We start from the raw sequence: 7614 nt of genomic DNA, 5'->3' as shown, positions 1-7614 counted from the left end.
CGGATATGACGGATGCAACGGAGTATTTCGAGGTGGTGCTCAACGAGGAGGCACAGTACTCGCTGTGGCCCGCCCGCAAGGCATTGCCGCCCGGCTGGGCAACGGTGGGCAAGCGGGGCGACCAGGCCAGCTGCCTGGCGTATATCCAGCGCCAGTGGACCGATATGCGCCCGCGCTCGTTGCGCGAGCAGGACGCGCCCGGCGCTGGCGAGCCACGTCAGTGAACGTTTGGCTTACTGGTCGGGTTCAGCCCCGCGATGAATAAAGGCGATCGGTACATGGTCGGTCAACCACACGCCATTGTCGGCCTGGTAAAAGGCCAATCCGGCCTGCTGCATGGCCAACGCATCGATTTTCAGCAGCACCACCTGACCATAGCGTCGCCCAACCGCAATGGCCGTCGCGGCATCCTCGGACAGGTGGACATGGTGGCGAGAGCCCGGGACCAGGCCCTGTTGTTCGATCGACGGCAGAAAGCGGGTCGCGGTGCCATGGTAGAGGCACGCCGGCGGCGTTTTCGGTACGTACTGCAGGCTGACGGTGGCAGTGGAATGCCCCTGCACCGCACGGATCTGCAGTCCGTCGTCGGACAGGCTGAAGCGTTTTTTATCGTTGCCTTGGACCACTGCCTCGATCTGCCGCCGGTCCAGTACCCGGCCGACACCAGCGGCTCCGGCGATCAGCGCATCGATCGACCCCCAGCCTTCGCTGTCGAGCGTCAGACCAATGCTGTGCGGCTCGTGACGCAGTATGTAGCTGAGGAATTTGCTGGTTTCAGTCAAGCCTTTGTCGCTCATACGGGACCTGTGGGAGCTGAAGCGGGAAAAAAGGGCGCGCCTGCGCGCACGCGGCGTCGAGGCGCGGGAGTATCGCGCGCCGCCGCGGCCACTGTCGATCTGAACAGGCCGCCTTGGGCCAGGGCGCAGCAGCGAAATCGAAAGGCGGTCGTAGACCGTCACCTCTGGACTATCAACTAGGAAAAGTCACGCCATGGACCACTTTGCCCTCGACGCCATCGAACGGATCGCGGCGGCGCCCCGAGCGCCCTATGAAACGATCGAGGTGGCCCGCCTGACGCCGGTGATCGGCGCCGAGATCAGCGGCCTCGACCTCGCCCAACCGCTGTTGGGCCAGCAGCTGGCGGAGGTGCGTCGGGCCTTTCTGGAAAACCATGTGCTGGTGTTTCGCGACCAGGTGCTGGACGTCGATCAGCACAAGGCATTCGCCCGGCTGTTTGGCCCTTTGCGGGCCTTGCCGCTGGAAGACATCGACGGCGACGACCCGGAGCTGGTGGTGATCAAGGCGAACCGCCATTCGAAGTTCGTCGCCGGCGAAACCTGGCATACCGACGGCACGGCCGATGTCGCACCGTCGTTGGGCTCGATGCTCTACCTCAAGCAGACCCCGGAAATCGGCTGCGGCGGCGACACCCTGTTCGCCAATATGCACCTGGCCTATGAAATGCTCTCGCCGCCCATGCGGGGCTTTCTGGAGGAACTCAGCGCCATCCATGACGGGGCGATTCCCTGGCAAGGCTACGAGGCACCGCCCGGGCTGCCCAAGACCGAGCACCCGCTGGTGATCCGCCATCCGCAAACGGGGCGCAAGGCGCTGTTCGTCAACTCGGGATTCACCGCGTTTATTCCGCAGTTGTCGCGCAGCGAAAGCCAGGCGCTGCTCGACCTGCTGTTCGACCAGGTGGCGCGCGAACCCATACTAAGTTGCAGGGTTCGCTGGACGCCCAACTGCCTGGTGTTCTGGGATAACCGCTGTACCCAGCACCATGCCATCTGGGACTATTTCCCCTATTCCCGTTATGGCGAGCGGGTGACCATCCTTGGCGATCGACCGCTGGCAGCCAACGAGGGCCTGCGTTTGGGCTGACCACCGGCACCGAACCCGTAGATACCGTCTTGTTCATCACCTGTACGGAGCTAGGTGGATAAGAAAATCGTTATCCACCTTACGGGGCTATGGGGCTGCGGGCCAAGCACGGTGGGCTGTCGCTGGACCGCGCGCCGAGACCAGCCTACGTCTACGCCACACCACAGCTTTTCATTGGTCGCTACCCTCAGGCCAGTCAGGTTTTTTCAGGGTTCAGAGCCCGTGTTCAACCAGCGCCTGCAGCAGCAATTGGCCAAAGGCCAGGTTGCCGTGCAGGGGGTCGTCCGCCTCGCAGAATTCAGGGCGTTGCAGGCCGGCGGCGTCGGTGGTGGCGGCCCGTATATCGATGACCTCCACCCCCAACGCGGTCAGGCGGCGCAGCAGGCATTCCTGGGCAGCCATAAACACCTGAGCATCCGACAGGCTGGGCACCCGTTGTGGCGGCAACACCACCCAGACCCGCAGGCCCAGGGCCAGCAGCCGCTCGTAGAACGCCAAGGCCTCCTGGGCCATGGCCGCGATCAGCCCATCGAACAGTCGGCTGCCAAGGAAGTCCGGGTCGAACTGCCCGCCGCGCACCCGGTAGCATTCCCAGTTTTCCGTGGTGGCGTAAAAGTGCAGGCTCAAGCCGAGGGTGGATACCAGGGGGATCTGCAACTGGGCCAGTCGGTTGACTCCCAGCTCATGGAGAAAGCCGCTCAGCAGCCCATTCATCTCGCCATCGCGCAACACCAGGCCGCCCTCGGTCAGGTCGAAGAAGGGGCCACTAAAGTCCCGCCCGGCGCCGAGCGGACCGCCGCTGAACGGCAAGCCCTGGGTCCGGGCCGCCGCCCCGATCGGGCCGGCGTGGGAGTCGCCGAGTAACAGGAATCTAGGGCTTGGCGTAGTAGTCGAGTACGGCGTCTTCACAAATCAGCTCCTCGCTGGAGAGGGCGTGGCGGCCCTGGGCCCTGGTGTGGGTTGGCGCAGCCTGGCTGGCCGGCTGCAGCGCCGCGAAAAAATGCCGCATAACCAAGGCCACGCCCGCCGGCAGTACCTCGCGCTGGTTGTCGGCGAAAAAGGCGCCCTTAAAGGGCGGCGCGCTGATGATCTCGTAGGACGGGAAATAGTCGACCTGCTCGTGTTCATCGCACAACTGGCCGGCCACGGCGCGCAACACTGACTTCGAATAGGTGGTTGCGCTCAGTACATGCTGGCCGCTGGCGGTGGCCGTCAGGGGCACGGGCGACACCGTCAGCAGCAGCCGCAGGCGTGGATTGACCTCCCGCAGCAAGGCGATGACCGCGCTCAGCTCGCCGTGTGTTTCAGCAAAGGTGAAGTTGCGAAAACGATGCGCCTGGGGGTCGAAGCGGCCCTTGAGGGTGCCGGGGCAGACCGGGTAGAGCAGTGCGGTCGCGCGGTTTTCCCAGGCCTCGGTCAGGCCCAGGGTGAAGACCAACAGCTTGGCCTCGGCCACCGCGCCGCGAATGGCCGCCAGCGTGACCTGGCGTGCCTGCAGCAGGTGCTCGGCGCTGGCATAGCCCTCGGGTTCCACGGTCGGCCGCCAGGGGTCGAAGAAGCGCCCGTCCTGGTGCCAGAGCTCGTCCGGCAGCGGGCTTCGTCCGAAGGCCCAGCACAACCATTGATGCAACATCGCCGGGGTGTAGATATTGCCCGTGCGAAAGGAGAAGACCCCGTAATGGTGCGCCTGGTGCTGCTCCGGCGGCAGCGTCGCGGGAGCCGGTTCCGCGTCCAGCCAGTGCATGCCGCGCGCCACCAGCGCGCGACTCATATGCTGGGCGAAGCAGGAGCCGGCGGTGATGATCGCGTCGGTGCGGCCGATCGCGAATTTTGGCAACCACAATTCGTCGATGCCCTGGACATCGCGGTCGGCGATTGCCGAGCGCCAGAACGAACGCGGCGCCAGCCACTGGTAGGGGTGCATAGTCGATCCTTGAGACTGCCGATCCAAGCCGCTCATCCTAGACCGGGAGTGGGCCCTGCGCTACCGCGCCTCGCGCGCGCAGAGGGTGAAGATCAGGTGTTGCCACTGGCCATAGAGCACCTGCAGGCGTTGCCCATTGGGGAACAGGTCATTCAGGCCAGGGCCAGTTTGGAAGTGCAATTGGTTGTAGGTGGCACCGACGCACTGCACCTCGTCGAAGTCGATAAAACGCTGCGCCTCAGGGTACAGGGCCTTGTAAATCGCCTCCTTGGCGGAAAACAGCAGGGTAAAGGCCAGCGGGTCGCCGCGCTGGCGGCCCAGGCAGGCGAGTTCGGCGTCGCTGGCGATCTGCCGCGCCAGGGCACCCAGGTCGTCGCCCGGCGTCAGGGTCTCGACGTCGATGCCCAGGCCGATAAAGTCCGTACGCTTGGCCACCGCGCACAGGGCATAACCCTGGACATGGGAAATGCTGCCGACCCGTCCGACTGGCCACTGGGGCGCGCGACCGGGCCCTATCGTGATGCTCGGCTGGGTGCCATCCAGCGCCCGGCAGGCCAACGCCGCGCAATAGCGACCGGCGAGGAACTCCGCCTGGCGCTTGGGCACGGCCTGGCGCAAGGCGTCGGGCAGCAGCAGGGGGTCCAGGCCGTCGGCTGCGAACTGCTGGAGCGGCTGCTCGCCGTGCTCGAACCGGCAGGCCTGAATGCGGATACCGGGCCGTGCCAGGACAGCCGGGTAGGGGGCGACGCGACAGGACAGGCTCATGCTTTTGGCTGGCAGGCGTGCAGGACGCGGTAGCCGAGCAGGCCGATGGGCAGGCAGGCGGCGGCCATCAGGGCGAACAGCAGCGCGCCGCCGAAACGCTCGATCGCCAGGGCGCCGAGCAAGGGGGCCAAGGCGGCACCGAGGCCCGAGAGCATGGAGATGCCGATAAAGCTGCCGCGCATGCCGGCCGGGGCGAGTTGGTCGCTGAGGGTGGCGAACAGCGGCATGACGATGATCTCGGCCAGGGTGGAAAAACCGATCGCCAGCAACCACAACCCCCACCAGGCGGCGAAGTTGCTGGCGATGATGCCATGGCCCACCATCAGGCAGGCGAGCGCCAGGCCATAGGCGAGCTTTTCGTCGAGGGCGATCAGCCAGCGCATCAGGAACAGGTGCACCACCAGCACCACCGCGGTATTGGTGAAGCTGATCAGGGCGATGATGCGGTTGATGTCTTCCACCTGGAGGCTCAACAGGTAGAAGGTCAGTGGCTCGTCGTTCTGGGCATAGATAAACACCAGGAAAAAATTGGCCACCAGGATCGCCAGAAACAGCTTGCTGGCCAGGATCGCCCGCAGGATCTGGCGCAGGGGCGGCTTGCCGCCGGCCGCTGACTCGGCGGCGGAATGCGGGCGAGGGACCGGAGCCGCCGCGATGCTGGCCGCCAGCAGCAGGTAGCCACAGGCCGCGAGCGGGAACACCAGGTCGCTTTCGCGGTTGGCGAACCACATGCCCGCCAGCGGTCCCAGGGCCACGGCCAGGTTCACCAGGTAATAACGCACATGGAAGAGGAAACTGCGTTCCTCGGCGGTTGTCGCCCCGTCGCCGAGGGCCACGCGCACCAGCGGTTCAAGGATACTGTGGGCGACCGACACGCCGATAATGGCGATAAAATAACTCCGTTGCCCCGGGAACAGCCCCATCAGCAGGAAACAGCCGATGGCCAGGGCGCAGCCACCGAGCATCAGGTGTTTGCCGTTGAATCTGTCACCCAGTACACCGCACAACGGCGCCAGGGCGATGGCGATCAGGGCGCCCAACGCCAGCTGCGCGCCGATCTCGCTGATCGGGGTGCCGAACCGGCGGTTCATCGCCACCGCGACGAAGGGCCAGACCATCGACGCCGCCATCCGCGAGAGGCAGATGCCCAACAACAGGTAACGGGTGCTGCCGGGCAGCGCCAGCACCAGGGACCAGGTGCTGGGGGTGGCGCGCAGTTCCATCGGGTTCATGCAGTCGTCCTTGAGGTGAACACCGGCCCTAAGGTACCGGTACCCGGCAGTGCATGCCAGCGTCGGCCGTCCGCAGGTGCCCGAGCTGACCTGGGTCAAGGTGCGTTAGCGCCAATGCGTCATCCTTGGGTAGCCGACACGTCCTGCTCCGGCCAAGGGGTATTCCACCATGCAGATCCTCGACAAGCGCAAGGCGCTGGGCATCACGCCTTTGCTGCGCCTGAGTTTCCGGCCGTTCTTTTTACTGGGCGCCTTGCTGGCCGCGCTGGCCATTCCCCTGTGGGTACTGGCGCTGCAGGGCGACGCCGGGTTCCGCGCGCCGCTGGGTGGCTGGCTGGCCTGGCATCGGCATGAGCTGGTGTTTGGCTTTGCCGGTGCGATCATCGCCGGCTTTCTGCTGACCGCGGTGCAGACCTGGACCGGCCGGCCGGGCATTTCCGGTACGCCCCTGGCGCTGCTGGTACTGGTCTGGCTGGTCGCCCGGCTGGCCTGGTGGCTGGACGCGAACCTGTTGCTGCTGGCCAACCTGGGGTTTCTGCTGGGGATGACCGGGGTCATGGCGCGTTCGCTGTGGGCGGTGCGCCAGCGGCGCAATTATCCGATCCTGCTGGCCCTGCTGCTGATCCTCGCCGCCGACCTGCTGACCCTGCTCGGCGTGCGCCAGGACGACGGTAACTGGCAGCGCCAGGGCGTCTGGGCCGGGGTCTGGATGGTGGCGGCGATGATGGGCCTGATCGGTGGCCGAGTGATTCCCTTTTTCACCCAGCGTGGCCTTGGCCGCGAGGCGGCGGTGCAACCCTGGGCCTGGCTGGACTGGGCGATCCTGCTGTGCACGGCACTGCTGGCACTGCTACACGGCCTGGGAATCGCCCTGCAACCCCAGGTCTGGCTGGCCCTGCCATTCGCCGCCCTGGGCCTGGCCCATGGCGTGCGCCTGTGGCGTTGGTTCGACCGCGCTTTGTTGCGGGTACCGCTGCTCTGGTCCCTGCACCTGGCCTATGCCTGGCTGATCCTGGCCTGCGGTGGCATGGCGTTCTGGCACCTCGGTTTGTTGGACAGCCCCAGCCAGGCCCTGCATGCGCTGACGGTGGGCGCCATGGGCGGGCTGATCCTGGCCATGCTGGCGCGCGTGTCCCTGGGGCATACCGGGCGGCCGCTGCAGCTGCCCGCGGGGTTTGCCCTGGCCTTTGTGCTGCTCAACCTGGGCGGGCTGTCGCGGGTGCTGCTGGTCAGCTTCAGCTACCAGCCGGCCTTGTGGCTGGCCGCGGCCTGCTGGCTGGGCGCCTTCGCCCAGTTCCTGTATTGCTATGCGCCGATGCTGTGCCGCACCCGTGTCGACGGCCATCCGGGTTAAGGAAGCAGATCATGAGTCATTTTTTGCTGAAGTTTATCCACCTGGCGGCGGCCGCCTGTTTTATCGGCGGGGTGTTTTTCGAAGTGATGATCCTTAGCCATGCGGCGCGCCAGTTGCCGCCGGCACCCCGCGAGCAGCTGTCCAAAGCCCTGGGGCAACGGGCGCGGCGGGTCATGCACTGGGTGGTGCTCAGCCTGTATGGCGCGGGCCTGGGGCTGGCCTGGCAGTACCGCGAGGTGCTGCGCGATCCGTTCGCCAGCAGCTTTGGCACTCTGCTAGCGCTGAAGATCGGCCTGGCCCTGAGCATTCTCGGGCATTTTATCGGCGTGGTGTATCTGATGCGCAGCGGCCGCATGACCCCGGCGCGCTCGCGCTGGATTCACCTCAGCGTACTGGCGCAAATGCTCGCCATCCTGTTCTTGGCCAAGGCGATGTTCTACCTGTCCTGGTAGGGG

Annotated in this window: 9 protein-coding genes; 4 read left to right on the top strand and 5 right to left on the bottom strand. The window is 65.9% G+C overall.

Annotated elements, in window-relative coordinates; genetic code table 11:
- Nucleotides 1-5 precede the first annotated feature (5 nt).
- Nucleotides 6-224, top strand: coding sequence for an MbtH family protein (locus ABWY06_RS06485; protein ID WP_502948157.1), 219 nt, complete (start codon nt 6-8; stop codon nt 222-224).
- Nucleotides 225-233: 9 nt separating this feature from the next.
- Here the strand turns inward: ABWY06_RS06485 and ABWY06_RS06480 are convergent, their stop codons facing one another.
- Nucleotides 234-797: an RNA 2'-phosphotransferase gene (locus tag ABWY06_RS06480; RefSeq protein WP_353924740.1), complete on the bottom strand. Its 564-nt coding sequence runs from the start codon at nt 795-797 to the stop codon at nt 234-236.
- A 193-nt stretch (nt 798-990) separates the two neighbouring features.
- Here ABWY06_RS06480 and ABWY06_RS06475 point away from each other — a divergent pair, with 193 nt between their 5' ends.
- Entirely contained in the window at nt 991-1884 is an 894-nt protein-coding gene (locus ABWY06_RS06475; protein ID WP_353924739.1) for a TauD/TfdA dioxygenase family protein, read from the top strand.
- Between the two features lie 213 nt (nt 1885-2097).
- On the opposite strand, the gene ABWY06_RS06470 is transcribed toward ABWY06_RS06475, so the two are convergent.
- The 4 genes from ABWY06_RS06470 to ABWY06_RS06455 are packed head-to-tail and all read right to left on the bottom strand — an operon-like array spanning nt 2098 to nt 5805.
- Nucleotides 2098-2793, bottom strand: a complete 696-nt coding sequence (locus tag ABWY06_RS06470) for a hypothetical protein (RefSeq protein WP_353924738.1) — start codon at nt 2791-2793, stop codon at nt 2098-2100.
- Nucleotides 2756-3808: a GSCFA domain-containing protein gene (locus tag ABWY06_RS06465; protein ID WP_353924737.1), complete on the bottom strand. Its 1053-nt coding sequence runs from the start codon at nt 3806-3808 to the stop codon at nt 2756-2758. Before ABWY06_RS06465 ends, ABWY06_RS06470 begins: the two co-directional genes overlap by 38 nt.
- A gap of 60 nt (nt 3809-3868) precedes the next feature.
- Nucleotides 3869-4573, bottom strand: a complete 705-nt coding sequence (locus tag ABWY06_RS06460; RefSeq protein WP_353924736.1) for a 4'-phosphopantetheinyl transferase family protein — start codon at nt 4571-4573, stop codon at nt 3869-3871.
- On the bottom strand, nt 4570-5805 hold the full coding sequence (locus ABWY06_RS06455; protein ID WP_353924735.1) for an MFS transporter: 1236 nt from the start codon (nt 5803-5805) through the stop codon (nt 4570-4572). The genes ABWY06_RS06460 and ABWY06_RS06455 overlap by 4 nt, the downstream gene beginning before the upstream one ends.
- A gap of 169 nt (nt 5806-5974) precedes the next feature.
- Here ABWY06_RS06455 and ABWY06_RS06450 point away from each other — a divergent pair, with 169 nt between their 5' ends.
- Together ABWY06_RS06450 and ABWY06_RS06445 are read left to right on the top strand one after the other, a co-directional pair.
- Complete coding sequence (locus tag ABWY06_RS06450; RefSeq protein WP_353924734.1) at nt 5975-7159, top strand: NnrS family protein; 1185 nt, start codon at nt 5975-5977, stop codon at nt 7157-7159.
- An 11-nt stretch (nt 7160-7170) separates the two neighbouring features.
- On the top strand, nt 7171-7611 hold the full coding sequence (locus ABWY06_RS06445) for a CopD family copper resistance protein (protein WP_353924733.1): 441 nt from the start codon (nt 7171-7173) through the stop codon (nt 7609-7611).
- Nucleotides 7612-7614 lie beyond the last annotated feature (3 nt).

Origin of the sequence: Pseudomonas sp. (assembly GCF_040514055.1) — a bacterium.
In the GTDB taxonomy this organism is placed as follows: domain Bacteria; phylum Pseudomonadota; class Gammaproteobacteria; order Pseudomonadales; family Pseudomonadaceae; genus Aquipseudomonas.
Note: the sequence above shows the minus strand (reverse complement) of the source record. Positions and strands in the feature narration are given on the sequence as shown.

Coding starts and splice junctions, on each gene's coding strand:
- ABWY06_RS06485 (WP_502948157.1), top strand. CDS start 6: ATGACGGATGCAACGGAGTATTTCGAGGTGGTGCTCAACGAGGAGGCA.
- ABWY06_RS06455 (WP_353924735.1), bottom strand. CDS start 5,805: ATGAACCCGATGGAACTGCGCGCCACCCCCAGCACCTGGTCCCTGGTG.
- ABWY06_RS06450 (WP_353924734.1), top strand. CDS start 5,975: ATGCAGATCCTCGACAAGCGCAAGGCGCTGGGCATCACGCCTTTGCTG.
- ABWY06_RS06475 (WP_353924739.1), top strand. CDS start 991: ATGGACCACTTTGCCCTCGACGCCATCGAACGGATCGCGGCGGCGCCC.
- ABWY06_RS06445 (WP_353924733.1), top strand. CDS start 7,171: ATGAGTCATTTTTTGCTGAAGTTTATCCACCTGGCGGCGGCCGCCTGT.
- ABWY06_RS06460 (WP_353924736.1), bottom strand. CDS start 4,573: ATGAGCCTGTCCTGTCGCGTCGCCCCCTACCCGGCTGTCCTGGCACGG.
- ABWY06_RS06465 (WP_353924737.1), bottom strand. CDS start 3,808: ATGCACCCCTACCAGTGGCTGGCGCCGCGTTCGTTCTGGCGCTCGGCA.
- ABWY06_RS06480 (WP_353924740.1), bottom strand. CDS start 797: ATGAGCGACAAAGGCTTGACTGAAACCAGCAAATTCCTCAGCTACATA.